This is a genomic window from Tardiphaga sp. GW821-FHT12E02, assembly GCF_058807155.1.
Genome location: NZ_JBXAQK010000001.1, coordinates 2,012,717 through 2,038,864, shown reverse-complemented (window position 1 = coordinate 2,038,864; position 26,148 = coordinate 2,012,717). Strand labels below are relative to the sequence as shown.

Here is a 26,148-nt window from a genome sequence, read left to right as displayed (position 1 = left end):
GATTTGCCTGTGCTGTGCGGCAAGCAGTCGCAAACGTCACCAGGAGGTGCCATTCCCCATCTTCAAGGTGAGATCGCGGAGCAATCGGGTCGCCGCACTGCGCCGCTATTCGCACTGCTATCTTGTGTCAGCTAGCGGACCGACGCTGGAGCGCGCATGTCCTAACGTTCCCGGCCAAGACACCGCAAGGAAGGACCATGGCTCGCCCCATCACACGTAAATGGACCGATGACGACATCAGCCGCCTGATCGCACTCGCCGAACAAGGATCGTCCCTGATTCGCGCCGCGGGCGCCCTGAACCGCAATACGGCCTCGGTGCAGAAAATGGCCCGCCAGCTCGGACGTCGTTTTCCGGGTGTCCGCGAGACCAAAGCAGGGCTGCGCGCCATCAACATCCACGAAAAGTAAGCCGCCCCCGATCGCCACACGGCCTGACAGAGATCGAACGGCAAACCGCTCTGACGTCCTGCGGCCTCAGCGCCCTGCCGCCATGGAACCTTTCGCCCGTTCTGGCGTTTGAGCCGGTTTAGAGTCTCAGTTTCTGGCATCAGATAACAGGCCCGAGTGAACAGACACGATTTCAAGGTCGATCTCACCAATTGCGATCGCGAACCCATCCATATTCTCGGCGCTATCCAGCCGATCGGCTTTCTTATCGCAGTCAGCTTCGACTGGATCGTCGCTCGCGCGTCCGAAAATGTTCGGGATTTCATCACGCGCTCGCATGAGGAGATGATCGGCCACCCCCTTGCCGACTTCCTGCCTTCCATCGCCATTCACGATCTGCGCAATCGCGTCGCGCTGCTGCGCGGAGCGGACGCCGTCGAGCGCGTGTTTGGCTGTGAGTTGGTCAAAGGTGCCGCACCATTCGACGTCGCGCTGCATATGTCGGGCGGACAGATCGTCATCGAAGCCGAGCCCGCGGCCGGAAATCCCGGCGATACGACCGCCATGGTGCGATCCATGGTCAGTCGCCTCGATCAGGCGCCGGACATGACCGCCTTCTTCCGCGAAGGCGCGCGCCAGATCCGCGGGTTGCTCGGCTATGACCGGGTGATGGTCTACAAATTCGACCCGGAAGGCTCTGGCGAAGTCGTCGGCGAAGCGTGCCGCTCCGGCATCGGTACGTTCAAGGGCTTGCATTATCCCGCCAGCGATATCCCGCAACAGGCGCGCGCGCTGTACAAGCGCAATCTGCTGCGCATCATTACCGATGTAAACGCGAAGCCGGTGCCGGTGGTACCGACTCTTGATGAAGACAATCGCCCGCTTGATCTGTCGCTATCGGTGCTGCGCTCGGTATCACCGATCCACATCGAATATCTCAAGAACATGGGCGTCGGCGCCTCGCTGTCGATCTCGATCGTGGTCGATGGCGAATTGTGGGGTCTGTTCGCCTGCCACCATTATTCGGCGCGCTGTCCGGCGTTCCAGAAACGCGCAGTTGCCGAGCTCTTCGCACAGATGTTTGCGATGCGTCTCGAGAGCCGCGAGCGCCGCGAAGCGATCGAATATGAGCGGCGGGCACGTGACATCTCCGATCAGTTGCTCGGCGCAGTCGCATCCGATGAGACACTGCTGAAGGATCCCGACTGGCTCGCGGACATTCTGACCCATGCCATTCCGGCCGAAGGCGTGGCCGTCTGGATCAATGGCAGCTACGCTTTTTCCGGCGTCACGCCGCCGACCGACGGTTTCCGCCGCATCGTGCGCGCACTCAATGGCACCGCAGCAGGAAAGGTATTCGCCACCGATTGCATCTCCTCGCTTGTCGACGGCGCCAAAGAATATTCGTCAGAAGTCGCCGGCATGCTGGCGATCCCGATCTCGCGCTCGCCGCGCGATTACGTGGTGCTGTTTCGATCCGAACTGATCCGCTCGGTGCGCTGGGCCGGCGATCCGCACAAGCCTGTCGAATATGGCCCCAACGGTCCGCGTCTGACGCCACGTGAATCCTTTGCAGAATGGAAGGAGCTGGTCGAGGGACGCTCGCGGCCATTCACGACATCGGAGATCCGCGTTGCTGAAACGCTACGCGCGACGCTGATCGAGGTTGTGCTACGCCTTGCCGACGAAGCCGCAGCGGAACGCCACCAGGCGAGTGCGCGACAGGAGCTGTTGATTGCCGAACTCAATCATCGCGTCCGCAACATCCTCGGCGTCATCCGCGGCTTGATCCGGCAATCGCAACCCGATGAAGACGCCGTGAAGCAATTCGTGAAGGTCGTTGATGGCCGCATTCATGCTCTCGCACGCGCGCATAATCAGATCACCGATGATCACTGGGGTCCCGCGCCGCTGCAGGCGCTGATCGATGCGGAAGCAGCCGCCTTTGCCGACCGACCTGAAGCGATCATTGCGAGCGGTCCACCAACGCTCCTGAACCCGTCAGCCTATTCCACCATGGCATTGGTCGTCCATGAGCTCGTTACCAACTCCACGAAATACGGCAGCCTGTCCACGACGGATGGTCACGTAAATATCGACTGGCATCGCGAACGCAATCGCGATCTCGTTCTGACGTGGAAAGAATCTGGTGGCCCCGTCGTGAAGGCTCCGACGCGCAAGGGTTTTGGCACGACGATCATCGAACGCTCGGTGCCTTACGATCTCGGCGGCACCGCGGAGGCGAAATATGAAGAGAGCGGCTTCAGCGCCCGCTTCAACATTCCGGCGCGCCATGTCTCGGAGCCCAAAAACCATGCCGGCCCGGCGATCAAGCTGATGCGCCCGACCCATGGCCACGCTCCGAAACCGGTGCCAAACCTGCTGATGGACAAGACCGTCATGCTGGTGGAAGACAGCCTGATCATAGCGCTCGACGCCGAGGACATCATCAGCCGGCTTGGCGCCGAGACGGTCGCGACATCCTCGACGGTCGAAGCCGCGCTCGACAATCTCGGGCAAATGACTCCGGCGATCGCCATTCTTGACATCAATCTGGGCGATCAGAACAGCTTTGGTATCGCCGACCGGTTGCTGGAAATGAACGTCCCGTTCCTGTTCGCCAGCGGCTATGGCGAGCAGGCCAAACTGCCGATGGATCATCGCTCCCGGATCGTTGTACAAAAGCCCTATACGATGGAAAATCTCGCCCGCGGGATCGCTGAATTGCTCGGCATCGAGGGCGAGATGTGATGGCCCACCTGACCTTCTAAGAAACTCCCACGATGAGTATTGCCGATCAGGACGACAATACCGGCCAAGCAACCGCTGCCGAAGCGCGCGATCGCTATCGCCTGCTGTTTGAAGCCATGGATGAAGGCTTCTGCATCATCGAATTCTTTGACGGCCCACACGGCCCGCTGAGCGACTATATCCATATCGAGGCCAATGCGGCTTACGCGCGGCACACCGGCATCCCAAATGTCGTCGGCCAGAAACTCCGCCAGATGGTTGGCGACGAGGCTGACGGCTGGGTGGAGCTCTATGGCGGCGTGCTGCGCACCGGCAACGTCATCCGCTTTCAACGCGAGCTGGTCGCGACCGGCCGCCACCTCGAAGTCAGCTCATTCCGCATCGGCAATTTCGAGGACCGTCAGGTCGCAGTCCTGTTCAAGGACATCACCGATCGAGTCCGCATTGAGGCAGCACAGAAACATCTTCAGGAGACGCTGGAGACGCGCATCGCCGAGGCGCTATCCGAGCGCGAGAAAGTGGAAGGCGCGCTGCGGCAGGCACAGAAGATGGAAGCCGTCGGCCAGCTCACCGGTGGCCTCGCCCATGACTTCAACAATCTGCTCGCCGGCATCTCCGGTGCCTTCGAGATGATTCATGCACGGCTCGCCCAGGGCCGGCACGGCGATGTCGAGAAATATCTGTCCGCCGGACAAGGCGCGGCGCGCCGCGCGGCAGCGCTGACCCATCGCCTGCTCGCCTTTTCGCGCCAGCAGACCCTGAGCCCGCGGCCACTGGTGGTCAATCGTCTGCTGCCGGACTTTGCCGAACTCGTCCGCCGCACCGTCGGCCCGGCGATCGAGGTGGAGACCATCGGCGCGGCCAGCCTGTGGACCACGCTGGTCGATGCCAATCAGCTCGAAAACGCGCTGCTCAATCTCTGTATTAATGCCCGCGACGCGATGCCCGACGGCGGCAAGATCACCATCGAGACCGGTAATCGCTGGCTGGACGACCGCAATGCGCGCGAACGCGGGATCGATGCCGGGCAATATATCAGCGTCTGCGTGAGCGACACCGGCATCGGCATTGAGAAGGTCAATATCGAGCGGGTGTTCGACCCGTTCTTCACGACCAAGCCGATCGGCCAGGGTACTGGTCTCGGCCTGTCGATGGTCTATGGCTTCGCGCGGCAGAGCCACGGCTATGTGCGGATCTATTCGGAAGTCGGCCAGGGCACGATGGTCTGCATCTATCTCCCGCGCTTCCATGGCGAGGAGGATGTCGCCAACGAGACGTTGAATGCCGAACGGATCGAGACTGGCTCTGGCAAGACCGTGCTGGTGATCGATGACGAGCCAACGGTACGGATGCTGGTGACTGATGCGCTATCGGACCTCGGCCATGCGTGCCTCGAAGCCGGCGACGGGCCGTCCGGTCTGAAGTTCCTGCAATCGGATGCGTCGATCGATCTGCTGATCACCGATGTCGGGCTGCCCGGCGGCATGAATGGACGTCAGATTGCCGAAGCCGCGCGGCGGCTACGACCTAACCTGCAAGTCTTGTTCATCACGGGTTATGCGGAGAATGCCGTACTCAATCACGGCCATATCGAACACGGTATGGAAGTGCTGACCAAGCCTTTTGCGGTGGACGATCTGGTCCGGCGGGTCAGCCGCCTGCTGCTCAGCGATCAGCAGGATAGTCGGGGCTAAAAGCGATCAGTGCAGGACGGCGTGGGCAACCGGCGCTTCGGCGGCGCGTGCGGCCACGAGCTGCGCCTTCAAGTCGGCCAGTTCGGTCTCCAGCTGACGGTTGACCATGATGAGCGCGCCCACAACACCGCGGGTATCACCGTGGCAGGCGGCAACGAGGTCATCGATTTCGGAATCGAGTTGGGTCACAAAAATCTCCTGCCAAACTTTCAGATGGCTTCAATTATCGGGGAGGTCTTGCATCAATATTAATTAATACTGGAGTCCTAGGCGGCATCGCTAACGTGCATGATTACCGGTTAAGGGCCTCTTTCCGGCGTCACAGAATCCACAGCCGACTTTCTGCGATCGCCCAAGCGCGCCGAAACCGGCGCGCGGCCCCAGTTGTCGCAATAATCGATATCCACCAGAGATTTAGCGCCACCATCGCACCGCACTAATTTAATACCTCCGCGCCGACGCCGATGGCACGGAGGTAAATATTTTTGCTAACCGAAGCCAGCAACCGCGTGCGGAACGTAAGGCGTCTCCAACGCAGCGATCTCGTCCTTCGTCAATTTGAGCGACAGCGCCGCCACGGCATCAGTCAGATGCCCCGGCTTGGACGCCCCGATGATCGGCGACGTGATGCCCGGCTTTTGCAGCAGCCACGCCATGGCGACCTGGGCCTGCGGGACGCCGCGGGACTTTGCGACGGCGGCGACCTGCTCGACGATCTTGCGGTCGGCCTGCTCGGCCTGGACATAGAGCCCCTTGCCGAATTCGTCGGTGTTCTGGCGCTCGCTGGTCTCGTCCCAGGCGCGGGTCAGGCGGCCGCGGGCGAGCGGGCTCCATGGCATCACGGCAATACCCTGATCGGCGCAGAACGGCAGCATCTCGCGCTCTTCCTCGCGGTTGAGCAGATTGACGTGGTTCTGCATGCTGATGAATTGCGTCCAGCCATTCAGCCGCGACGTATAGACCGCCTTGGCGAACTGCCACGCATACATGCTGGAGGCGCCGATATAGCGTGCCTTCCCGGCCTTCACGACATCATGCAGCGCTTCCATCGTCTCTTCGATGGGCGTTTTCTTGTCGAGGCGATGGATCTGATAGAGATCGACATAGTCGGTCCCGAGGCGGCGCAGGCTGTGATCGATCTCGGTCATGATCGCCTTGCGCGACAAGCCAGCGCCGTTCGGCCCCGGACGCATGCGATTGAAGACCTTGGTGGCGATGACCACGTCGTCGCGCCTGGCAAAATCCTTCAGCGCACGGCCGACGATCTCTTCCGACGTGCCGTCGGAATAGACATTTGCGGTGTCGAAGAAATTGATGCCGAGTTCGATGGCTTGCTTGATCAACGGCCGGCTATTGTCTTCGTCCAGGGTCCAGGCATGCGACCCGCGATCGGAGATGCCATAGGTCATGCCCCCCAGACACAGACGTGACACTTCGAGACCGGTATTTCCGAATTTGACGTAATCCACGCGTTCACTCCCTGTTTGATTATTTGGTTTTCACGAATTCGGCAAAAGCATCCGCATAATCGGGATGCCAACGCGACAGCGCCGGACGATTCTCGACGACATCGCCGATCGCCCACAACATGCGCCGCTCGTCGAGCGCGCGCGGCACGTCATTGTCCGGGCAAAGGATGTAGAAGTCGCCGGCCTCGATGCTTTGCATCATGAATGCGACAGTCTCTTCCGGCGTCCACGCTGCAGCCGGCTTCTCCTTGCGATCACCGGCAGTCAGGCCGGTAAAGACGAAGCCCGGAATCAGCAGATGCGCGGTGACCTGGCAGCCCTCGGTATTGCGCAGCTCGTGCGCCAGTGCTTCCGTATAAGCCTTCACCCCGGCCTTGGAGACGTTATAGGCGGGATTGCCGGGCGGCGTGGTGATGCCCTGCTTGGAGCCGGTATTGATGATCAGGCCCGGCTTCATGCTGGCGATCATGTTCGCCGCAAAGGCCTGGCAGCCATTGACGACGCCCCACAGATTGACGCCGATCAATCGCTCCCAGTTATCGCGCGGACCGAGTGCCGACGTCGAGACCTGGATGCCTGCGTTGTTCATGAGCACATCGCAACCGCCGAAGCGCTGCCGGACATCGGCCGCCAGTTTTGACATTGCGGCGAGATCGCTGACATCGACAGCAGCCGTCATCACATCGTCACGTCCGCCCTTCGCTACCGCGATGATTTTCGCGGCTGCATCCGCGAGACGATCCTCGCCGAGATCGGCGATGCAGATGCGCAGCCCAAGGCCCGCGAATTGCAGTGCAGCAGCAAGGCCGATGCCCGACGCCCCTCCAGTGATGACGGCGACAGAGCCGGCGGACAATGCGGCGTGAGGCATGACACACTCCAGGGATGCAGGATTGGAAATCGTCTAAGAGGGATCGCCACCGATCGCGCGATCGGAGCAGGTTAATCCTATAACACAGGGCGGTGCGATCCGGTGTCACGTCACCGCGAGAGAATTCACTGTCATGAATTGCATGCGTAGACCTCCTATGCAGTGCGTCCGGTGTTCCGCAGCTTTACCCATCTGGCGGAAACGATATATTCCGCGCGCCACAACGGCAGAAAATTCAAAAGCTCCGGGAGGATCATCATGGGCTTGATGCAGCCAATCTCCGCCACCTCGCACCCCTATGCGAACGGCTCCTACAAGCAGATGCTGATCGACGGCAAATGGGTCGATGCGCAGTCGGGCAAGAAGTTCGAGACGCATAATCCCGCTACCGGCGCACTGCTCGCCACCGTCGCCGAAGGCGATGCCAAGGATATCGATCTCGCAGTTGCCGCCGCACGCCGCGCCTTCGAAGGCCCGTGGAGCAAGGCCAAGCCATTCGAGCGCCAAGCGCTGCTGCTGAAATTTGCCGACCTCGTCGAAAAGCACTTCGATGAACTCGCACTGCTCGACACGCTCGACATGGGCGCGCCGGTCAGCCGCACATTCGCAGGCAAGCAGCGCATCATCGGCATGCTGCGTTTCTATGCCGGACAGGCCACGCTGATCTATGGCGAGACCATCGAGAACTCTCTGCCCGGCCAGATCTTCTCCTACACGCTAAAGGAGCCGGTCGGCGTCGTCGGTGCGATCATTCCTTGGAATTCGCCGCTGAGCGCCAGCGTCTGGAAGATCGGCCCCGCGATCGCGACCGGCTGCACCGTGGTGCTGAAGCCCGCTGAAGAAGCGCCCCTGACCTCGCTGCGCCTCGGTGAGCTCGCGCTCGAAGCCGGCTTCCCGGCTGGTGTCATCAATGTCGTCCCAGGCTATGGCGAGACTGCCGGCGCTGCACTCGCCTCGCATCAGGACGTCAACAAGGTCGCCTTCACCGGTTCGCACTTCACCGGCCAGTCGATCATCCGCGCCTCGGCCGGTAACCTCAAGCGCGTGTCGCTGGAACTCGGCGGCAAGTCGCCGAACATCGTGTTTGCCGATGCCGACCTCGACGCCGCAGTTCCGGGCGCAGCGATGGCGGTGTTCGCCAATTCCGGCCAGATCTGCAGCGCCGGCACCCGCCTCTTCGTCGAGAAGAAGATCTACAACGAATTTGTCGGCAAGGTCGCCGAATTCGCCAAGACGCTGAAGGTCGGCAACGGCGTCGATCCCTCGATCCAGCTCGGACCGCTGGTGTCGAAGGAGCAATTCGACCGCGTCAGTGGCTATCTGACCACCGGTGCTGGCGAAGGTGCGAAGGCACTGGCTGGTGGTGGCCTCCTCACCGATGGTGATCTGGCCAAGGGCTTCTTCGTGCAGCCGACAGTGTTCGCCGACGTGCAGGACGGCATGAAGATCGCACAGGAAGAGATCTTCGGACCGGTGATTTCGGCTATTGCCTTCGAAGACATGGACGACCTTGTGACGCGCGCGAACAACACGATGTTCGGCCTCGGCAGCGGCGTCTGGACCAAGGATGTCAGCAAGGCGCATCGCCTCGCAAAATCCCTGCAGGCCGGCTCGGTGTGGATCAATTGCTATCAGGCGATGGACCCGGCCGTGCCATTCGGCGGCTACAAGATGAGCGGCTATGGCCGCGAGTCCGGCGTTCATCACGTGGATGAATATCTCAACATCAAGTCGGTCTGGATCAACACCTGATCCGATCGGCCTGAAACAAACGGCGCGAGGCAATCAGCCTCGCGCCCTTTTTCTGTAGGGAGGACACGGCGTGAGCGTGCCTTTGCCCACCCTGCAGTCTACGCAGCTGCCTTCGCCGCATACTGATCGCGCAGCTTGCGCTTGAAAATCTTGCCCGTGGATTCCCGCGGCAACGCGTCGTGGAAGTGGATTTCCTTCGGCACCTTGAAATTCGCCAGGCGCTGCTTGAGATAGGCCTGGATATCCGCCGAGCAAATCGTCAAGCCATCCTCGATCTCGACGCACCCCACCAAACGCTCGCCAAATTCATCATCCGGCACGCCGAACACCGCGCAATCGCGGATTCCATCCATCCCGATCAGCGTGCTCTCGATTTCGGCCGGATAGATATTGACGCCGCCGGAGATCACCATGTCGCGTTTGCGGTCGCACATGAAGAGATAGCCATCTTCATCGAGATAACCGACATCGCCGACGCTGATGAGCCCGTCGCGACCAGCCTCGGCACGCGCTTCCGGCCGCCCCTGATAGTCGAAATCCGGCACCGAGGTCTGGCGCATATAGATCTCGCCGGGCTCGCCGACATCACATTGCGTGCCGTCCGGACGATAGATGCGTACCACGCCGCCTTCGATGGTGCGGCCGACGGTGCCGGGCTTCTTCAGCGCTTCTTCCGACGAATGCCAGATCGGCACGCCGGTCTCCGTGGAGCCGAGATACTCATTGATCACCAGCCCCCACCATTTGATCATCGCCTGCTTCACATGCACCGGGCATGGCGCCGCGCCATGGATGACATTGCGCAACGAGGACAGATCGTAGCGGGACTTCACATCGTCTGGCAGCCGCAGCAGGCGCACGAACATCGTCGGCACCATATGCATATTGGTGACGCGATGTTGTTCGACCAGTTGCAACAAGTCTTCCGGATCGAAGCGCGGCTCCAGCACGATGGTGCTGCCATGGCGGAAGGCCATCAGGCCATAGGAGCTTGGCGCCGAGTGATACATCGGCCCGTTCATGAGTACGATCTGGTTGTCCGGCTTGAGGCCATACGCGATGGCGCCGACGCGCTCGGATGCCGCGGCCTGCTCCGGCGTCATGGCCCCGCGCTTGACGCCTTTAGGGCGGCCGGTGGTGCCGGATGTGTAGAACATGGTCAGCGCGCGCTTGGGCGGATTGTCGATCGGCACCTGCTGCTCGCGCCATAGGTCGAAGTCGGTCGCGCCAGCAGGAACATCCGTCGCCGCCTCTGCCACGCCATAAGCAGCAGCAATCTCGGGCGGCGTGCGCACGATCAGGACCGGGAGATCCTTCGGCAACCCATCAGCGATCTGTAGCAGCAGGTCGGCATGGCAAACGAGCAGCTTGGCCCCGCTATCGGCAAGGATGTAGCCGACTTCTTCGCCTTTCAGATGCCAGTTGATGGGAACGATCCGCGCGCCGATGGCGCCGGCACCGAAGGCTGTCTCGAACAGCGCGAAATCGTTGCGCAGCATCATTGCGACAGGCGCAGCCTCGCCGGCACCGAGTGCCTTGAAACCGGTCGCCGCTTTGGCGATGCGCTGCATAATATCGGGATAGCTGATGCTGCGGTCGCCGCTGATGATCATGATCCACCCTCATATTGATCTTGTTGCCGCTGCCTTGCCACGAAGAGAATATGGGCGTCGAGCCATATTTGGGGATACCGGATTTCCAAACTCGGAGGGGGCAGCGCGACGAAACGTCTCGTTTAGCCCCTCCGCATGCGATCCAGATTGGTCGGGACACGTCGCCTAAAGTGTAAGTTGCACCGCCTCCTGATACCTTGCATCTGCGGGAAAACTCGCCGAACATGCAGCCAAGCGTCAATGGCGCATAAAATCGGGAGGACGACCGTGCGGATCAAAGCCGTTCACATTGCCATGCTCGCCGCTTTCGCGAGCGTCTCAGCGCTCAGCAGCAGCGCACAGGCTCAAGCCTGGCCGCAGAAGCAGATCACCTTCATCATCCCCTTCGCTGCAGGCGGCGGCACCGATGCCTTTGCACGCCCCCTCGCCGCGCAGCTGGATCAGCAACTCGGCAAGCGCGTCATCATCGACAACCGCGCCGGCGCCGGCGGCACCATCGGGGCTTCCGCGGCTGCCAAGGCAGCGCCGGATGGCTACACATTCTTCATGGGTGCTGCGCATCACGCGATTGCGCCGTCGCTGTATCCCAATCTCGATTACGATATCGAGAAGGACTTCATCCCGGTGGCGCTGGTGTCGCGCCCGCCGCAGGTGATCGTGGTCAATCCCGACAAGGTGCAGGCCAAGACGCTGGCCGAGTTCATCGCCTACGCCAAAGCCAATCCTGACAAGCTGTCCTATGGCTCTGCCGGCGCCGGCACCACGCACCATCTCGCCGCCGAACTGTTCAAGATCCTGACCCAGACAAAGATCCAGCACGTGCCCTATCGCGGCGCCGGCCCCGCGATGCAGGACCTGATCGCAGGCCATGTGCCGGTCGTGTTCGACGGGCTCGGCTCGTCATCCGCGCCGATCCGGGCTGGACAGCTGCGCGCTCTTGCCATTGCGGCACCAAAGCGCGTGCCGGCCTTCCCGGATATCCCGACGGCCGCGGAAGCCGGGCTGGCCAATTATGAGGTTGCCACCTGGTACGGCCTGTTTGCCCCGAAGGGCACGCCGCCGGACATCATCGAACGCATGACCAAGGAATTGAAGACAGCGCTTCAGTCGTCAGCGATCAAGGATGCCTGGGAGCGCAACGGCTCCGACGTACCGGATGTCGCCGGTCCTGAATTCGGCAAGATGGTGTCGGCCGATGTCGCGCGCTGGCGCAAGGTCGTCACCGAGGCCGGCGTCAAACTGGACTGAGCCGGCCTCTCGATCGAGATCATGGAGCCGTGGCTGCTTACGCAGTCACGGCTTCTTTCTTTCCTGGGCCCGCAAACAGGCTGCGGCCGGGGATCGCATCCAGCAGGGCCTTGGTATAGGCGTCGCTGGGATCCTCAAAAATCTTCTGGGTCGGTCCTTGCTCGACGATCTCGCCACGACGCATCACCACGATGCGGTCGGCGATCTCGGCGGCGACGCGGAGATCGTGGGTGATGAAGATCATCGCCAGGTTCATCTCCTCGCGCAGGTCGGCGAGGAGTTTCAGCACCTGCGCCTGCACCGACACGTCGAGCGCCGAGACGGCTTCGTCAGCCACCAGCACCAGCGGCTTCAGGGCAAGCGCACGCGCGATGCAGATGCGTTGGCGTTGGCCGCCGGAGAACTCGTGCGGATAACGCTCGGCCGCGCTCTCCTGCAGGCCGACGCGGACCAGCAGCTTCTTGGCATCCGCCATCGCCTGCTTGCCCGGCGTGCCATAGGCGATCGGGCCAGCAGCAATCGCGTCTCCGACCTTCTGACGAGGATCGAGGGCAGCATAAGGATCCTGGAACACGATCTGGATCTTGCGGCGCATCTGCCGCAGGCTTTCTCCGCGCTGAGCCAGCAGATCGGCCCCGGAGAAATTCACCGAGCCTGTGTCCGGCTCAACCAGTCGCATGATGAGACGACCGAGTGTCGATTTACCCGACCCGGACTCGCCGACGATCGCCACGGTCTCACGCGCCTTCAGTGCCAGCGAGATGTTCTGCACGGCGTCGGTGCGACGCGGTGGCAGGAACATGCCCTGCTTGGTGACGAAGGTCTTGTTGAGACCGACGGCATCAAGAATCGGCGCACCGGTGATCTTGCGATCAGTCGCCGCCAGCGAGCGACCGCCCGGAACGGCAGCGATCAGGCTCTTGGTATAGTCGTCCTTCGGATTGCGCAGCACCTCATCGACGCTACCCTGCTCGACGACGCGACCATTGCGCATCACGACGACGCGGTCAGCGACATCGGCGACAACACCGAAATCGTGGGTGATGAGCAGCACGCCCATGCCGCGATCGGCCTGCAGCTTCTTCACGAGCGCGAGAATCTGCTTCTGCGTGGTGACGTCGAGTGCCGTGGTCGGCTCGTCCGCCAGCAGCAGTTGCGGATTGTTGGCCATCGCCATGGCGATCATGATGCGCTGACGCTGGCCGCCCGAGAGCTGGAACGGGAAGCTGCGCGCAAGCGCCTTCGGGTCCGGCAAACCAACGGCGTTGATCAACTCCTGCACGCGGGCATCGACGGCTTCCTTCGACAAGGCCGGCTTCGTGTGCGTGACGATGGACTCCGCGATCTGCTGGCCCACGCGGGCCAGCGGATTGAGCGCGCTGAGCGGCTCCTGGAAGATCATCGAGATGGCGCCGCCACGCAGCTTGCGCATGGTGGCTTCCTCCACCGTGGCGATGTCCTGCCCGTCGAATTTGACATTGCCCTGTGCGATGCCGGTGCGATCCGGCAGCAGACGCAGGATCGCATGCGCTGTCATCGACTTGCCCGAACCGGACTCGCCGACCAGGCAGACGATCTCGTTGCGGTTGACGTTGAAGGTCACGCCCTCGACTGCGAAGGCGCGGTCCGCGCCCGACGGCAGGCTGATGGCGAGATTCTCGATGGCGAGAAGCGTATTTTCGGTCATCGATTATCGCCTGCGTGAGATGCGCGGGTTCAGAACGTCGTTGAGACCTTCACCCACGAGATTGATGGCAAGCACGGTGAGCAGGATGGCGAGACCGGGAAACACGCTCATCCACCATGCCTGACGGATCACGGTGCGCGCGGCACCGATCATGAAGCCCCAAGACATCAGATTGGGGTCGCCAAGGCCCATGAAGCTCAGCGCGCTCTCGATCAGGATCGCACTGGCAACGGCCAGCGAGCCCGTGACGATGATCGGCGAGATTGCGTTCGGCAGGATACGGGCGAGCACGACAGTGATTGCACGCTGGCCCTGACACACGGCGGCCTGGACGAATTCGCGACCGCGCAGTCGCATGAACTCCGCACGCGTCAGACGCGCCAGCGGCGGCCAGCTGACGATGCCGATGGCGAAGATCAGATTGGAGATCTTCGGTCCCAGCGTCGCCACCAGCAGGATCGCGAGAACGAAGCCCGGAATCGTCTGGAACAGTTCGGTGAGGCGCATCATGACCTCATCGACCTTGCCACCGAAATAACCCGCGGTGGCGCCGATGGTCACGCCGATGATCAGTGAGGTCAGCGTCGAGACGACACCGATGATCAGCGAGATACGCGCGCCATGGGCGATGCCTGCGGCAACGTCACGGCCGAGCATGTCCGAACCGAGCCAGAGACCTTCGCTGAGCGGCGGCTGGAACGGCGCGCCGACCATGTCCCAGGGATCGTCGGGGAACAGCCACGGCGCAGACACTGCAAGGAGGACCACGCAGAGCAGGATAAACAGACCGATCATCCCGGTGGGGTGACGGAGAAAAGCTTTGAAAGTCGTCATCACCAGTTTCCGTTCACGAGGCCGCACGCACGGAGACGCGCGGGTCGATCAGCCGGTAGATTGCATCGGTCAGAAGATTGAGCGCGATCACGATGACCGACATCACCAGGAACACGCCGAGCAGCACCGGATAGTCGCGTTGCAACAGCGCATCATAGATGAGACGGCCGAGACCCGGCCATGCGAACACGGTCTCGATCACGACAGCACCGCCGACCAGCGCGCCGGCCTGCATGCCGGCGACCGTCACGATCGGCAGCATCGCATTGCGCAAGATGTGGCGGATGATGATGGCGCCTTGCTTCAGGCCCTTGGCTTTGGCGGTCTTGATGAAGTCCTGATGGGTGACGTCGAGCACCGACGAGCGCATCAGGCGGGTGTAAATCGCAAGATAAATGGCAGCCAGCGAGGTCACGGGAAGGATCATGTGCATCCCGATATCGAGCATGCGCTGCAGCGTGGTCTGCTGCACACCGATCGTGGCGTAGCCAAAGGCTGGCAGCCAGTCGAGCTGCACGGCAAACAGCAACACCAGCATCAGGCCGAGCCAGAACACCGGCGTCGCATAAAGCAGCAGCGAGACGACCGTGAGCAATGTGTCCGACCACTTGCCTGCGCGAATGCCGGCAAGCGTGCCAAGAAAGATGCCTGCAAACAACGCCAGGATGAATGCTGTCGCCGTGAGCAACAACGTGGCTGGCAGCCGCTCCAGGATCAGCGACGACACCGTGCGCTGCTGGCGATAGGAATAGCCGAGATCCAGGGTCAGCACGCGCCCGAGATAGGTGGCGAGCTGCACGGGATAAGGTTTGTCGAGGCCATATTCGGCCCGGAGCTGTTCCAGCAATTTTTCGTCGGAGGCACCGCTCTGGCCGGCGATCACCTGAGCGGGATCGCCGGGGGCAGCATGGACGAGAATGAAGTTAAAGGTCGCGATGACAAGCACCACCGCGACGAATTTCACGACCCATCCTGCGAGGGCGAGGATGACCGCGCCAGCGCGGCCACCCCTGTTGAGTGTGGCAGAGCTCATCCGAAATACACCGAGCTGAAGGATTCATGCACGCCGACGCCGGTCGACGTGACGTTCTTCAGGCGCTTGTCGATAAAGGTCGGATAGGCGGCTTCGAACATCCAGACCACCGGCACGTCTTCGACCAGGATCTTCTGCACCTTGCTGTACAGTTCCTGACGCTTGGCTTCGTCGATGGTGGACGCCGCTTCCTCGAACAGTCGGTCGACTTCCGGATTGGAATAGCCCGCGGTGTTCGAGAACAGGATCCCCTTTTTGATATTCGACGAGATATAGGTGCGCGACACGCCAAGGGCGGGATCGCCAAACTGGTAAACGAGATTGCCCGTCATCTCATAGTCCCAGTTGCTGAACTTATCGGCCCAGCCGCCAACGTCGGTGTTTTCCAGCTGGATTTCGATACCGGCGCGGCCGAGCGACTGACGGATGAATTCGCCGGCGCGCTGATAAACCTCGCCATAAGGCGGGATCAGATATTTCAGCGTAACGCGCTTGCCGTCCGGACCGGGCTTCAGGCCCATCTCGTCGAGCAGAGCCTTGGCCTTCTCGATCGAGTAGTCGTAACGCTTGACGTCCTTTTCGTAAAACTTGGTCTTCGACGACACCGGACCGGTCGCCTGCTTCGGCAGACCGAAATAGACGCGCGCCGCCATCGACTTCAGGTCGAGCGCATGCGCGATGGCCTGGCGGAAGCGTTTGTCATCCATCGGCTTGACGCGATTATTGAGCTCCAGCCACTGATGCGGGGCGAAATATTCGTAGCCCTTGGTGGTCATCTCATAGGTCGGCAGCTTCGACAGCCGCGCGATATCGTAGAACTCGATGTCGTTCCACTGCGTGAGCTGGATCTTGCCCTGCTCCAGCGCCACCGAGCGCGATGCGGCGTCCGGAATGATGCGGTAGATGACTTCGTCGAGATACGGCTCGTCCTTGCGGTAGTAGCCTTCGTGGCGCACGAGATGGACGTGCGAGCCCTTGACCCATTCCTTCAGCTTGAAGGGGCCGGAGCCGATTGCCTGGGCATTGGCCGGGTTCTTGCGATAGTCCGAACCATCATAGATGTGCTTCGGCACGATCGGGCCGGTGGTGCAATCGAGCGCGGTGAGGAACGGCGCGAATGGCGCCTTCAGCTTGAAGATCACGGTGAGCGGATCGGGCGTCTCGGCCTTCTCGATGCGCGTATAAATCGCACGCGCACGCGCATGCGTTTCCGGCAGCATCTTGGTCATGGAGAACGCGACGTCTGCCGAGGTCAGCGGCTTGCCGTCATGGAAGGTGATGTTCGGAAAAAGCTTGAACGTATAGGTCAGGCCATCCGGCGAGACTTCCCAGGACTGCGCGAGGCCCGGCATCGGCTTCAGGTCCGTGCTGTAACGCAGGAGGCTCTCATAGATCTTGCCGCCCAGCGCCAGCGTCGGCTGCTGCTGGTTCAGCGCGGTGACGAGAATCGGCGGTTCCGGCTGGATGATGGTGTTGAGCGTACCGCCCTTGGTCTGGCCGGCAGCGCGCGTTATGCCCAACGGAATGCCCGAAAGAGCCACCGCACTCACGCCCATCATCTTCGCGAATTCACGCCTATTCATAGTCTTTCCTTTTCACAACAGCGATCGCCAGATGCGTACCATCAGATCTGGCACGCCCGGCGATCGCCGCCCTATGCTGACTTTCAATTTCAACCGAGTGTGACGGCTCCGAATGTCTCATGCACGCCGATGCCGGACGTGATGACATTCTTCAACCGCTTGTCGATGAAGTTCGGGAAGTCTTGCTCGACCATCCATGCGATCGGGACTTCTTCTACGACGATTTTTTGCACAGCCGTGTAGAGTTCCTGGCGTTTGGCGTCGGATGTCGCAACGGCGGCTTCCTCGAATAGCCTGTCTACCTCAGGATTGGAATAGCCCGCGACATTTGAGAACAAGATACCTTTTCGGATGTTCGACGACACATAGCTGCGCGCCACACCCAGAGCGGGATCGCCGAGCTGATAGAGCAGATTGCTCGTCATCTCGTAATTCCAGTTGCTGACACGCTCTGCCCAACCGGCCATGTCGTGATTTTCGAGTTGCAAGTCGATGCCGACACGACCGAGCGACTGCTTGAAATATTCGGCGCAGCGTGTCCACAACTCGCCATAGGGCGGCACCAGATATTTCAGCGTGACACGCTTGCCGTCCGCACCGGGCTTGAGCCCCATTTCGTCAAGCAGCGCCTTCGCCTTGTCGAGCGAGTAGTCGTACTGCTTGACGTCCTTCTCGTAGAACCGCGTCTTCGACGACACCGGTCCGGTGGCCACCTTACCGAGGCCGAAGAACACGCGCTGCAGCATCGCCTTGCGGTCGATGGCAAACATCACCGCCTGGCGGAAGCGCTTGTCGTCCATCGGCTTCACGCGCAGATTGAACTCCAGCCAGAAATGCGGCGCGAAGAATTCGTAGCCCTTTGTCGTCATCTCCAGATTGGGCAGCTTCGACAACCGCGCGACATCGAAGAGTTCAACGTCGGTCCATTGCGTCAGCTGCACCTTGCCCTGTTCGAGCGCGACGGCACGCGACGCGCCGTCCGGAATCACCCGATAGATGATCTCGTCGAGATGAGGCTCACCCTTGCGGTAATAACCTTCATGCTTGACGAGATGGACATGCGATCCCTTCACCCACTCCTTGAGCTTGAACGGACCGCAGCCGATGGCCTGCGCATTGGCGGGGTTCTTGCGGAAATCGGTCCCTTCATAAATATGCTTCGGCACGATCGGCGCCGTGGTGCAGTCGAATGAGCCAAGAAAAGGTGCGAACGGCGTCTTCAGCTTGAAGATCACCGTCAACGGATCCGGCGCTTCCGCCTTTTCGATACGCATGAACGTGCCGCGCGCACGCGCATGGGTCTCGGTGAGCACCTTGGTCACCGAGAACACCACGTCTTCCGATGTCAGTGGCTTGCCGTCATGGAAGGTGATGCCGGGAAACAGTTTGAAGGTGTAGGTGAGACCATCCGGCGACATTTCCCAGGATTGCGCAAGACCAGGCATCGGCTTGAGATCGGCGCCGTAGCGCAGCAGGCTCTCATAGATCTTGCCGCCGAGTGTCAGCGTCGGCTGCTGCTGGTTAAGCGCAGTGACGAGGATCGGCGGCTCGGGCTGGATGATGGTGTTGAGCGTGCCGCCTTTGGTCTGCCCGACGGCACGGGTGACGCCGAGCGGAATGCCCGAAAGGGCGGTGGCGCTGAGGCCGAGAAGTTTCGCGAATTCACGTCGGTTCATCTATATCCCCTATTCAATACTCGAAAGTGATAGACAGTCAGTAAATTGAGATGCTGCACCGCGATCGCTGCGCAACAGTGACATTCTCGATGCTTGGCGGCTCAGCCGAAATGCACCGCCCCGAAAGTCTCGTGCACGCCGATGGCTGTCGACAATACGTTCTTCAGGCGCTTGTCGATGAAGTTCGGATAGTCTTGTTCAAAGGTCCAGACCACCGGCACGTCCTCGACCAGAATCTTTTGCACCTGACTGTAAAGCTCCTGCCGCTTGTCATCGGACGTCGCGACCGCCGCTTCCTCGAACAGGCGGTCCACCTCCGGATTGGAGTAGCCGGCGGTGTTCGAGAACAGGATGCCCTTCTTGATGTTGGACGAGATGTAGGTGCGCGCCACGCCGAGCGCGGGATCGCCGAACTGATAGACCAGGTTGGCGGTCATATCGTAGTCCCACTCGGCGAACTTCTGGGCCCAGCCGGCAATGTCCGTGGTCTGCAATTGCACATCGATACCGACGCGGCCGAGCGATTGGCGAATGAATTCGGCGGCGCGCGTATTCGCCTCGCTGACTGGCGAGATCAGATAGCGGAGCGACACGCGCTTGCCGTCCGGGCCCGGCTTCAGCCCCATCTCGTCGAGCAGCGCCTTCGCCTTGTCGATCGAATAGTCATAGGTCTTGACGTTCTTGTCGTAGAACCGCGTCTTCGACGAGATCGGACCGGTCGCCAGCTTGCCAAGCCCGAAATAGATCCGCTGCAGCATCCCCTTGCGGTCGATGGCATGGGCGATGGCCTGACGAAAGCGCTTGTCGTCCATCGGCTTGATGCGGTTGTTGAGCTCGATCCATTGATGCGGCGCGAAGAATTCGTAGCCCTTGGTGGACATCTGATAGTTCGGCAGCTTGGACAGCCGCGCCACCTCGAAGAATTCGATGTCGCCCCATTGCGTCAGCTGCACCTTGCCCTGCTCCACCGCCACGGCGCGCGACGCGCCGTCGGGTATCGCGCGATAGATGATCTCATCCAGATAGGGCTCGCCGGGGCGGTGATACCCCTCGTGCCGGACGAAGTGGATATGCGATCCCTTGACCCACTCCTTCAGCTTGAACGGGCCACAGCCGATCGCCTGCGCGTTGGCCGGGTTCTTGCGATAGTCGGTCCCCTCATAAATGTGCTTGGGGAGGATCGGCGCCGTGGTGCAATCGAGCGAGGTGAGGAAAGGCGCGAAGGGCGATTTCAGCGTGAACACGACGGTGAGCGGGTCCGGTGCCTCGGCCTTCGCAATCCGCGCAAAGGTGACGCGGCCGCGCGCATGGGTCTCCATCAGCACCTTGGTCATGGTGAAGATGACGTCGTCCGCGGTCAGCGGTTTGCCGTCGTGGAAGGTGATGCCCGGAAACAGCTTGAACGTATAGACGAGCCCGTCGGGCGAAACCTCCCAGGACTTGGCGAGGCCGGGAAGCGGCTTGAGGTCGAAGTCGTAGCGCAGCAGGCTCTCATAGAGTTTTCCGCCGACCGTGAGTGTCGGCTGCTGCTGGTTGATCGCGGTGACGAGAATAGGCGGTTCAGGCTGGATGATCGTATTGAGCGTGCCGCCCTTGGTCTGGCCGACAGCGCGGGTAATCCCGAGTGGAATACCGGACAGGGCCGTGGCGCTCAGACCAAGAAGTTTCCCGAATTCACGTCTGTTCATTCCCGCTTCCCTTGCATTGGCGCCAGGGAAAGCGTCGCGGTTGTGCGCCCTGGCCAGTGGGGAGGAACTTGCAAATTTCGCGCCGCAGCATCATCGCCAGCAATGATGCTGGCAATGGCCGCCATGCCCCAGTGGAATTGCTCGAATTTGAGCTGACTGCCTCAGACGCTGCCTAAGAGTTGTCTTCCGCCTGCGCATCGGCCGTCGCGCGGAGGCGACGAATACCGGTCATGATCGCATCGATGTCCTCTTCGAGCTGCCCAAGCAGAACGCCGAAGTTGAAATCGGAGCGATCGCGGATCGAAGCAGCAAGCTGCTCGCGGTGCGCGCGAAGATCGAGCAGGGCGTCGAGCTGGTTGGTCTGAACATAGGCGGCAACGATCGCCTCGATAGCACTGGTCACGTCGGTGAGTTTTCCTTTCGCGGCCGGATTTCAGCCCGCGGTCGCACCTCACTTCGCATGTGACCAGAGTTCGAATTATGGCGGAGACGGCTATACGCCCTCTCGCCGCCAGTTCCGCGGGCCAGCTATCGCGCTGCGACAAACAGACCGATGCGAAGTCCCGAAATGTCGGAACGTGTCGCGAAGGGCGCAGTTGGCGAGGCAGGGGAAGAAACCGAACAGAGGAATGATCTTATGAAGAAGATGATGATTGCAGCAACGGCCGCCATGCTGATGACAGCGCCCGCAGCCTTCGCTCAGAGCGGCGCAAATCCAAACGCTCCGCAGATGAACTCCACCGGCACCGGCGTGACACAGCCAGGTACCAATAGCCGCGGCACCGCCGTGGACGTGCCGGAGCGGAGCGGCAGCAAGATGGCGCCGAGTGCCACCGGTTCGCAGGCAGGTAACAGCTCGAGCTCGATGGGCGGCTCCAACGCAGCAACCGGCACGACCGGGATGGGCGGCAACAATTCCGCTGAAGGCCGCACCTCGGGTGGCGGCGGTGGCGCAGGCGGCGGTGCTGGTGGTGCCGGCGGCGGCAACTAAGAACGCAATCGCGCCCTGCTAAAATAGAAAGGCTCCGGATCGCTCCGGAGCCTTTCGTTTGTTTGCTGCGGGATCGCGAAGCTTACATGATCACTTCGATCAGCTTCGGGCCCTGCGAGGCATTGGCATTGTCGAGCGCCTTGCTGAATTCCTCAGCGGTGGTCACGGCAACGCCGGGAACACCCATGCCCTTGGCCATAGAAACCCAATCCAGATTCGGACGATCGAGCGTCAGCATGTCGAGCGCACGGCTGCCCATGGCGCCAGCGCCGACATTGTCGAACTCGCCCTTTAGGATCTGATAGTTGCGGTTGGCGAACACGACGGTGGTGACGTCAAGATTTTCGCGGGCCTGGGTCCACAGCGACTGCGGCGTATACATGGCCGAGCCGTCGCCGACCATGCAGATCACCTTGCGATCCGGGCAGGCCACCGCAGCGCCGGTCGCGACCGGGGTCGAGAAGCCGATCGAGCCGCCCATGTTCTGCAGCCAGTCATGCGGCTTGGCCGCAGCGGTCGGGGCGAAGAAGCCGCGGCCGGTGGTGATCGACTCGTCGATGACGATGCCGTTCTCGGGAATGCCGAGTGCGATGGCAGCAGCGATCGACGCATGGTTCAGCGCGCCGGTCGGCTTGACCAGTTCGGCATGCTTCTGCGGCTTGACGTCCGACGGCTTGGCGCCGACGGCGCTGGCCAGCGCTTCGAGCGCCGCCACCGAATTCTCGCCATTGGCGGTCATGCGGTGCACGTTGCAGCCTTCCGGCTTCAGCACGCTCGGCTTGTTCGGATAGGCGAAGAAGGCGACCGGATCGTTGGCTTCGATCAGGACGATGTTCTTGAAGTTCTTCAGCACCGGAAGTGCCGAGTCGACCACGTAGGGCACGCGCTCGACGAAGAAGCGGCCCTGGCCACGGGCCATGCGCGGATTGTAGGTCTGGCTGATCACCTTGCAGCCCGTCTTGCCGGCGATCTGCTCGGCAAGTGCCAGGCCCTGCTCGGTCAGCGCCGAGCCGGTTAGCAGCAGCAGCGTGGTCTCGCCTTCCTTGGCAAGCTTGGCGGCGACATCGACAGCCGGGGCATGGAAGTTGGCGCGCTGCTCCGGCGCCGGCACCTGAGCAATGCCATCGGCTTCGTTCCAGGCCGTGTCGGCCGGCAGGATCAGGGTGGCGATCTGCGCCTGCGCACCGCTGGCGGCGGCGATGGCGGCAGCGCCGTCGGCGGCCACGGTCTTGGCGCTCGGCGAGGTACGCACCCACTGCGACATCGGACGGGCGAGACCCTCGATGTCCGAGGTCAGCGGCGCATTATGCTCGATGTGATAGACGGCATGCTGGCCGACAATGTTGACGATGCCCGAATTGGCCTTCTTGGCATTGTGCAGGTTGGCGAGGCCGTTGGCGAGGCCGGGGCCGAGATGCAGCAGGGTCGAGGCTGGGGTGCCCTTCATGCGGTAATAGCCATCCGCCGCACCGGTCACGATGCCTTCGAACAGGCCGAGCACGCAGCGCATGCCTTCGACACGGTCGAGCGCCGCAACGAAATGCATTTCCGACGTTCCCGGATTGGCAAAGCAGACGTCCACGCCGCCTGCCACCAGTGTCCGTACCAGGCTCTCCGCACCGTTCATTATCCAGCTCCAAGTTTTTTCTGCGAAATCGCGGAGTTGATCAATCATTGTTCGGGGAGCGCGTCAAAGGGGGCAGGCGCAACGCTTCGTCGCAAGACATGCGTGGCAAGCGGCCAACGCCGTCAGGCGATTGCGCCGCCGTCTCCCTGCACTTCGAGCGGTTCTCGACAAGCGGCGTTTCTTCAGAGGCTATGGGTTGCGGAGCAGCTTGAATTGTGGCCAGTCTGCGGCTCATTCCATCTGGCGAGGAGTCCATGAAGCGCATCGTTGCCGCCCTGTCCGTCGCAGCCGCCCTGATCGCGGTTGCCATGCCCGCTGAGGCCCGCGTCCGCAATCAGCCGGCGCAGCCCGATTTCGTCGTTGATGACGGCCCCTCGCTGTCCAACTTCTTCTCCAATTTCGGCAATGGCGGCGGCAATGGGGCGAGCTTAATTCCGCGCCAGACCGTTGGCTTCCAGAGCAATTACGCCCCCGGCACCATCGTGGTGAACACCGCCGAACGCCGGCTCTATCTGGTCCAGCCGGGCGGCAGTGCACTGCGATACGGCATCGGCGTCGGCCGTGACGGTTTCCGCTGGGGCGGCGTGCACCGCGTCACCGCCAAGAAGGAATGGCCGAGCTGGACCCCACCGGCCCAGATGCTGCGCCGCCGGCCGGACCTGCCGCGCCACATGGAAGGCGGTCCAGACAATCCGCTCGGCGCCCGCGCCATCTATCTCGGTTCGACGCTATACCGCATCCACGGCTCCAACGAGCCGGAGACCATCGGCCAGGCTGTCTCCTCGGGCTGCTTCCGCATGACCAATGAAGACGTCACCGACCTCTATAACCGCGTCGCCGTCGGCGCGACGGTCATCGTCAAGAACTGATCGGATCCCCGAAGGTCTCGCCGCATGCGAGACCTTCGACTCCCTGCGTCACTTCTGCGTGGGCGCGACCAAAGAGCCCTTGCGCTGCTGCGCCTTGTGCGCGAACTTGCGCAAAATGCACTCCCCAATTCCATATTCGGGCAAGCGTCTTGGCCTCGTCCTGATCGCGGCCGGCACTCTGCTCGTATCAATCCCTGCTGGCGCCAGCGAGCCTGCGATCATCGCCGCGCATCAGAAGCACCAGAAGAAAAGCTTTACCGACAGCCAGATCATCGACGGCTTTCTGAAGACTGCCTTCGGCGCCGAATATCATCTGGCCGGGCGTGTCGATCGCATCCGCAAATATGAGATACCGGTGCGGGTCTTCACCGACGGCGGCTCGGCAACGCGCAAGAAGCAGATCGGCAAAGTGGTCGCCGATATCGGCCGACGCGTGCAGCATCTCAACATCGCGATGGTCGAGAACGGCAACGAAGCCAATGTCACGGTCAAGCTGGTGCGCGACCGGGACCTCTACCCCACCCTCGCTTCGTTCTACGGCGAGGACCGCGCCAACGAAATCCGCACCTCGCTCGATCCGCAATGCCTGTCCGGCTTCCGCAAGAACGATCAGTTCGAGATCGAACGCTCCGACGTGATCCTGACCACGGACAACGGCGATTTCACCTTCTACGACTGCGCCTATGAAGAGATGCTGCAGTCGCTCGGCCCCATCAACGACACCAATTCCGTGCCGTGGACCATGTTCAACGACAATGTCTCGATGGGCTTCTTCGACATTTACGATCAGTATCTGCTCAACATCCTGTACGATCCCCGCATCAAGGCGGGCATGACCGTGCAGCAGGTGCGCGCTGTGCTGCCGCAAGTCCTCGCAGATGTCCGCGTCTGGGTCGGCAAGATCAATGAATTGCCGGCGGATTAGGTCGTCTCATCGCAAGGCGTGCGAGATAGGTCGAGAGACCTATCGGAACCCTCCCCGACGCGTTAGGTTGTCGCAACAGACATCTCCCGCGCCGGGATCATTTGCATGACCACACTGCTGCTCTCCCACAAGGCCTCATTCGATCACCTGACGCCGCCCGGCCACCCCGAGCGGCCGGATCGGATGCGCGCCGTGGCGCAGGCGCTTGGCGACCCACGCTTTGACGCGCTGGTGCGCGCCGATGCGCCGGAGGGCAGCCTTGATCACGTCAGCCTGTGCCACGACAGTCACTATATCGACGAGCTCAGGCATGTCGCGCCCGCCAGCGGCCTCGTTTATATCGACGGCGACACGTCGCTGTCGCCCGGCACATGGGAGGCCGTGATGCGCGGTGTCGGCGGTGCCATCGCAGCCACCGACGCGGTCATGAAGGGCGAACACACCAACGCCTTCGTCGCCACGCGCCCGCCGGGCCATCACGCCGAGAGCAACAAGGCGATGGGCTTCTGCTTCTTCGATCAGGCTGCTATCGCTGCGCGCTATGCCCAGCGCACCTATGGCATCGGCCGCACCGCCGTGGTCGATTTCGACGTGCATCACGGCAATGGCACGCAGGAGATCTTCTGGGGCGACAAGACCGTCATGTATTGCTCGACCCATCAGATGCCGCTGTTTCCCGGCACCGGCGCCACGCAGGAGCGCGGCGAGCATGACAATATCGTCAATGCGCCGCTGCGCGATGGCGATGGCGGCGCAAAATTCCGTGCGGCCTTCGATAATCTCATTTTGCCGCAGCTGCAGAAATTTTCGCCGGAGCTGATCATCATCTCTGCCGGCTTCGACGCGCATCGCCGCGACCCGCTGGCGTCGCTCGAACTCGACGCCGCCGATTTCGGCTGGGTGACGCGAAAACTGCTCGACCTTGCCGATCAGACCGCGGGCGGCCGCGTTGTGTCAGTGCTCGAGGGAGGCTACGATCTGCAGGGCCTGCAGGAATCTGTCGCGGCGCATGTGACCGAACTGATGGGCAAGCAAGCACCGGTCTAACCTTGCGTGCAATGCAATCGGGCCGCCACATTGCGCCCGCAAACATCCCTATAGAATCATGCGTCCCAAACGCACACGGAAGAGCGAATGGCCGAGAACACCCACGCTGACGTCAAGAAGCTGACTTTCGAGACCGCGATCGAAGAACTGGAATCGATCGTGCGTCGTCTCGAAGAGGGCAAGGTGCCGCTCGAGGAATCGGTCGCGATCTATGAACGTGGCGAGGCTCTCAAGCGCCGTTGCGACGAATTGCTGCGGCAGGCCGAAGCGCGCGTCGACAAGATCACCACAGATTCGAACGGTCAGCCCGTCGGCACAGAACCGCTGGACGTCCAGTAATCGGGCGCATTGTCCCGACGGCACAACCCATAACCGGCGTATGCGCGTCGATTTTAGCGCTT

General features: G+C 61.6%; 22 protein-coding genes. 10 read left to right on the top strand and 12 right to left on the bottom strand.

Features of this window, described 5'->3' with window-relative positions:
* The first annotated feature begins 197 nt into the window (after positions 1-197).
* The 3 genes from AC1RQ5_RS09600 to AC1RQ5_RS09590 all read left to right on the top strand — a co-directional run bounded on the left by AC1RQ5_RS09600 (position 198) and on the right by AC1RQ5_RS09590 (position 4,834).
* Entirely contained in the window at positions 198-410 is a 213-nt protein-coding gene (locus AC1RQ5_RS09600) for a hypothetical protein (protein ID WP_493198508.1), read from the top strand.
* Between the two features lie 156 nt (positions 411-566).
* Positions 567-3,140 (top strand): HWE histidine kinase domain-containing protein, encoded by a 2,574-nt coding sequence (locus AC1RQ5_RS09595; RefSeq protein WP_493198506.1) that lies wholly within the window; start codon positions 567-569, stop codon positions 3,138-3,140.
* A 32-nt stretch (positions 3,141-3,172) separates the two neighbouring features.
* On the top strand, positions 3,173-4,834 hold the full coding sequence (locus AC1RQ5_RS09590; protein ID WP_493198505.1) for an ATP-binding protein: 1,662 nt from the start codon (positions 3,173-3,175) through the stop codon (positions 4,832-4,834).
* 6 nt (positions 4,835-4,840) lie between these two features.
* Here the strand turns inward: AC1RQ5_RS09590 and AC1RQ5_RS09585 are convergent, their stop codons facing one another.
* The 3 genes from AC1RQ5_RS09585 to AC1RQ5_RS09575 all read right to left on the bottom strand — a co-directional run bounded on the left by AC1RQ5_RS09585 (position 4,841) and on the right by AC1RQ5_RS09575 (position 7,174).
* Positions 4,841-5,023 (bottom strand): hypothetical protein, encoded by a 183-nt coding sequence (locus tag AC1RQ5_RS09585; RefSeq protein WP_398476007.1) that lies wholly within the window; start codon positions 5,021-5,023, stop codon positions 4,841-4,843.
* A 299-nt stretch (positions 5,024-5,322) separates the two neighbouring features.
* Positions 5,323-6,303, bottom strand: a complete 981-nt coding sequence (locus AC1RQ5_RS09580) for an aldo/keto reductase (RefSeq protein WP_493198503.1) — start codon at positions 6,301-6,303, stop codon at positions 5,323-5,325.
* Between the two features lie 19 nt (positions 6,304-6,322).
* Positions 6,323-7,174 carry an SDR family NAD(P)-dependent oxidoreductase gene (locus tag AC1RQ5_RS09575; RefSeq protein ID WP_493198501.1) on the bottom strand — a complete coding sequence of 284 codons (852 nt, stop codon included), beginning with the start codon at positions 7,172-7,174 and terminating at the stop codon, positions 6,323-6,325.
* A gap of 267 nt (positions 7,175-7,441) precedes the next feature.
* On the opposite strand from AC1RQ5_RS09575, the gene AC1RQ5_RS09570 reads away from it, so the two are divergent.
* Entirely contained in the window at positions 7,442-8,926 is a 1,485-nt protein-coding gene (locus tag AC1RQ5_RS09570) for an aldehyde dehydrogenase family protein (RefSeq protein ID WP_398476172.1), read from the top strand.
* 98 nt (positions 8,927-9,024) lie between these two features.
* On the opposite strand, the gene AC1RQ5_RS09565 is transcribed toward AC1RQ5_RS09570, so the two are convergent.
* Complete coding sequence (locus AC1RQ5_RS09565; RefSeq protein WP_493198499.1) at positions 9,025-10,539, bottom strand: acyl-CoA synthetase; 1,515 nt, start codon at positions 10,537-10,539, stop codon at positions 9,025-9,027.
* A 267-nt stretch (positions 10,540-10,806) separates the two neighbouring features.
* Here AC1RQ5_RS09565 and AC1RQ5_RS09560 point away from each other — a divergent pair, with 267 nt between their 5' ends.
* Complete coding sequence (locus AC1RQ5_RS09560; RefSeq protein ID WP_493198497.1) at positions 10,807-11,787, top strand: Bug family tripartite tricarboxylate transporter substrate binding protein; 981 nt, start codon at positions 10,807-10,809, stop codon at positions 11,785-11,787.
* A gap of 37 nt (positions 11,788-11,824) precedes the next feature.
* Here the strand turns inward: AC1RQ5_RS09560 and AC1RQ5_RS09555 are convergent, their stop codons facing one another.
* The 7 genes from AC1RQ5_RS09555 to AC1RQ5_RS09525 form a co-directional block, all read right to left on the bottom strand.
* On the bottom strand, positions 11,825-13,474 hold the full coding sequence (locus AC1RQ5_RS09555; RefSeq protein ID WP_398484713.1) for a dipeptide ABC transporter ATP-binding protein: 1,650 nt from the start codon (positions 13,472-13,474) through the stop codon (positions 11,825-11,827).
* Positions 13,475-13,477: 3 nt separating this feature from the next.
* The gene (locus AC1RQ5_RS09550; RefSeq protein WP_398484711.1) at positions 13,478-14,308 is read right to left on the bottom strand and encodes an ABC transporter permease; all 831 of its coding nucleotides are present in this window, start codon (positions 14,306-14,308) and stop codon (positions 13,478-13,480) included.
* A 13-nt stretch (positions 14,309-14,321) separates the two neighbouring features.
* On the bottom strand, positions 14,322-15,341 hold the full coding sequence (locus tag AC1RQ5_RS09545) for an ABC transporter permease (RefSeq protein ID WP_398484709.1): 1,020 nt from the start codon (positions 15,339-15,341) through the stop codon (positions 14,322-14,324).
* On the bottom strand, positions 15,338-16,924 hold the full coding sequence (locus AC1RQ5_RS09540) for an ABC transporter substrate-binding protein (RefSeq protein WP_493198494.1): 1,587 nt from the start codon (positions 16,922-16,924) through the stop codon (positions 15,338-15,340). The genes AC1RQ5_RS09545 and AC1RQ5_RS09540 overlap by 4 nt, the downstream gene beginning before the upstream one ends.
* A gap of 89 nt (positions 16,925-17,013) precedes the next feature.
* Entirely contained in the window at positions 17,014-18,600 is a 1,587-nt protein-coding gene (locus AC1RQ5_RS09535; RefSeq protein WP_398479989.1) for an ABC transporter substrate-binding protein, read from the bottom strand.
* 101 nt (positions 18,601-18,701) lie between these two features.
* Entirely contained in the window at positions 18,702-20,288 is a 1,587-nt protein-coding gene (locus AC1RQ5_RS09530) for an ABC transporter substrate-binding protein (RefSeq protein WP_493198492.1), read from the bottom strand.
* A 172-nt stretch (positions 20,289-20,460) separates the two neighbouring features.
* Positions 20,461-20,691: a hypothetical protein gene (locus AC1RQ5_RS09525; protein ID WP_493198490.1), complete on the bottom strand. Its 231-nt coding sequence runs from the start codon at positions 20,689-20,691 to the stop codon at positions 20,461-20,463.
* A 234-nt stretch (positions 20,692-20,925) separates the two neighbouring features.
* Between AC1RQ5_RS09525 and AC1RQ5_RS09520 the strand changes: the two genes are divergently transcribed.
* A complete protein-coding gene (locus AC1RQ5_RS09520) occupies positions 20,926-21,279 on the top strand; it encodes a hypothetical protein (RefSeq protein ID WP_493198488.1) in 354 nt (117 codons plus the stop codon).
* Between the two features lie 82 nt (positions 21,280-21,361).
* Here AC1RQ5_RS09520 and AC1RQ5_RS09515 read toward each other — a convergent pair whose 3' ends face one another.
* Positions 21,362-22,906, bottom strand: coding sequence for an acetolactate synthase large subunit (locus AC1RQ5_RS09515; RefSeq protein ID WP_398479997.1), 1,545 nt, complete (start codon positions 22,904-22,906; stop codon positions 21,362-21,364).
* Positions 22,907-23,160: 254 nt separating this feature from the next.
* Here AC1RQ5_RS09515 and AC1RQ5_RS09510 point away from each other — a divergent pair, with 254 nt between their 5' ends.
* The 4 genes from AC1RQ5_RS09510 to AC1RQ5_RS09495 all read left to right on the top strand — a co-directional run bounded on the left by AC1RQ5_RS09510 (position 23,161) and on the right by AC1RQ5_RS09495 (position 26,086).
* Positions 23,161-23,775, top strand: coding sequence for a L,D-transpeptidase (locus AC1RQ5_RS09510; RefSeq protein WP_493198486.1), 615 nt, complete (start codon positions 23,161-23,163; stop codon positions 23,773-23,775).
* A gap of 115 nt (positions 23,776-23,890) precedes the next feature.
* On the top strand, positions 23,891-24,700 hold the full coding sequence (locus AC1RQ5_RS09505) for a DUF2927 domain-containing protein (protein ID WP_398480001.1): 810 nt from the start codon (positions 23,891-23,893) through the stop codon (positions 24,698-24,700).
* 105 nt (positions 24,701-24,805) lie between these two features.
* Positions 24,806-25,747, top strand: coding sequence for a histone deacetylase family protein (locus AC1RQ5_RS09500; protein WP_398480003.1), 942 nt, complete (start codon positions 24,806-24,808; stop codon positions 25,745-25,747).
* A gap of 87 nt (positions 25,748-25,834) precedes the next feature.
* Positions 25,835-26,086, top strand: coding sequence for an exodeoxyribonuclease VII small subunit (locus AC1RQ5_RS09495; protein ID WP_398480005.1), 252 nt, complete (start codon positions 25,835-25,837; stop codon positions 26,084-26,086).
* The last annotated feature ends 62 nt before the right edge of the window (positions 26,087-26,148 follow it).

Excerpts from the sequence above, each read along its gene's own strand:
- AC1RQ5_RS09600 (WP_493198508.1), top strand. The coding sequence starts at position 198 with ATGGCTCGCCCCATCACACGTAAATGGACCGATGACGACATCAGCCGC.
- AC1RQ5_RS09590 (WP_493198505.1), top strand. The coding sequence starts at position 3,173 with ATGAGTATTGCCGATCAGGACGACAATACCGGCCAAGCAACCGCTGCC.
- AC1RQ5_RS09575 (WP_493198501.1), bottom strand. The coding sequence starts at position 7,174 with ATGCCTCACGCCGCATTGTCCGCCGGCTCTGTCGCCGTCATCACTGGA.
- AC1RQ5_RS09570 (WP_398476172.1), top strand. The coding sequence starts at position 7,442 with ATGCAGCCAATCTCCGCCACCTCGCACCCCTATGCGAACGGCTCCTAC.
- AC1RQ5_RS09565 (WP_493198499.1), bottom strand. The coding sequence starts at position 10,539 with ATGATCATCAGCGGCGACCGCAGCATCAGCTATCCCGATATTATGCAG.
- AC1RQ5_RS09555 (WP_398484713.1), bottom strand. The coding sequence starts at position 13,474 with ATGACCGAAAATACGCTTCTCGCCATCGAGAATCTCGCCATCAGCCTG.
- AC1RQ5_RS09550 (WP_398484711.1), bottom strand. The coding sequence starts at position 14,308 with ATGACGACTTTCAAAGCTTTTCTCCGTCACCCCACCGGGATGATCGGT.
- AC1RQ5_RS09545 (WP_398484709.1), bottom strand. The coding sequence starts at position 15,341 with ATGAGCTCTGCCACACTCAACAGGGGTGGCCGCGCTGGCGCGGTCATC.
- AC1RQ5_RS09540 (WP_493198494.1), bottom strand. The coding sequence starts at position 16,924 with ATGAATAGGCGTGAATTCGCGAAGATGATGGGCGTGAGTGCGGTGGCT.
- AC1RQ5_RS09535 (WP_398479989.1), bottom strand. The coding sequence starts at position 18,600 with ATGAACCGACGTGAATTCGCGAAACTTCTCGGCCTCAGCGCCACCGCC.
- AC1RQ5_RS09530 (WP_493198492.1), bottom strand. The coding sequence starts at position 20,288 with ATGAACAGACGTGAATTCGGGAAACTTCTTGGTCTGAGCGCCACGGCC.
- AC1RQ5_RS09520 (WP_493198488.1), top strand. The coding sequence starts at position 20,926 with ATGAAGAAGATGATGATTGCAGCAACGGCCGCCATGCTGATGACAGCG.
- AC1RQ5_RS09515 (WP_398479997.1), bottom strand. The coding sequence starts at position 22,906 with ATGAACGGTGCGGAGAGCCTGGTACGGACACTGGTGGCAGGCGGCGTG.
- AC1RQ5_RS09510 (WP_493198486.1), top strand. The coding sequence starts at position 23,161 with ATGAAGCGCATCGTTGCCGCCCTGTCCGTCGCAGCCGCCCTGATCGCG.
- AC1RQ5_RS09505 (WP_398480001.1), top strand. The coding sequence starts at position 23,891 with ATGCACTCCCCAATTCCATATTCGGGCAAGCGTCTTGGCCTCGTCCTG.
- AC1RQ5_RS09500 (WP_398480003.1), top strand. The coding sequence starts at position 24,806 with ATGACCACACTGCTGCTCTCCCACAAGGCCTCATTCGATCACCTGACG.
- AC1RQ5_RS09495 (WP_398480005.1), top strand. The coding sequence starts at position 25,835 with ATGGCCGAGAACACCCACGCTGACGTCAAGAAGCTGACTTTCGAGACC.